The 284-nt window shown below is 36.3% G+C and carries 1 protein-coding gene; it reads right to left on the bottom strand.

Translation table 11 applies throughout. From position 1 onward, the window contains the following. Nucleotides 1-284 (bottom strand): C25 family cysteine peptidase (locus tag V6251_RS15410; protein WP_341589027.1); only part of this gene is annotated, 284 nt, incomplete at both ends.

The raw sequence follows: 284 nt of genomic DNA, 5'->3' as shown, positions 1-284 counted from the left end.
AAATCTTATTAAAGTCTTTTCCTACCGTTACAAAAATCTGTCTTGTAGTGGTTACTAGCGCAATTGCTCCAGCGGATTTATTCCAATAAATTAACTCTCCTGCAGTGACCCTTATAGGGTTATGAAAGCGTGTAAACTCACAAGTTACTGTTACAAATAGATTTAGCTTACAATCGTTATTTAAAGCTTCAGCATCATCTTTTTGAAAGATACGTTCAAAAGCCAAACCGTCTTCTCCTCCATGCCCAAAATAATTAACCATGATGGCTCCTTTTTCGATAGCA

The organism is Olleya sp. Ti.3.14, from assembly GCF_038154885.1.
Lineage (GTDB): Bacteria > Bacteroidota > Bacteroidia > Flavobacteriales > Flavobacteriaceae > Olleya.
Note: the sequence above shows the minus strand (reverse complement) of the source record. Positions and strands in the feature narration are given on the sequence as shown.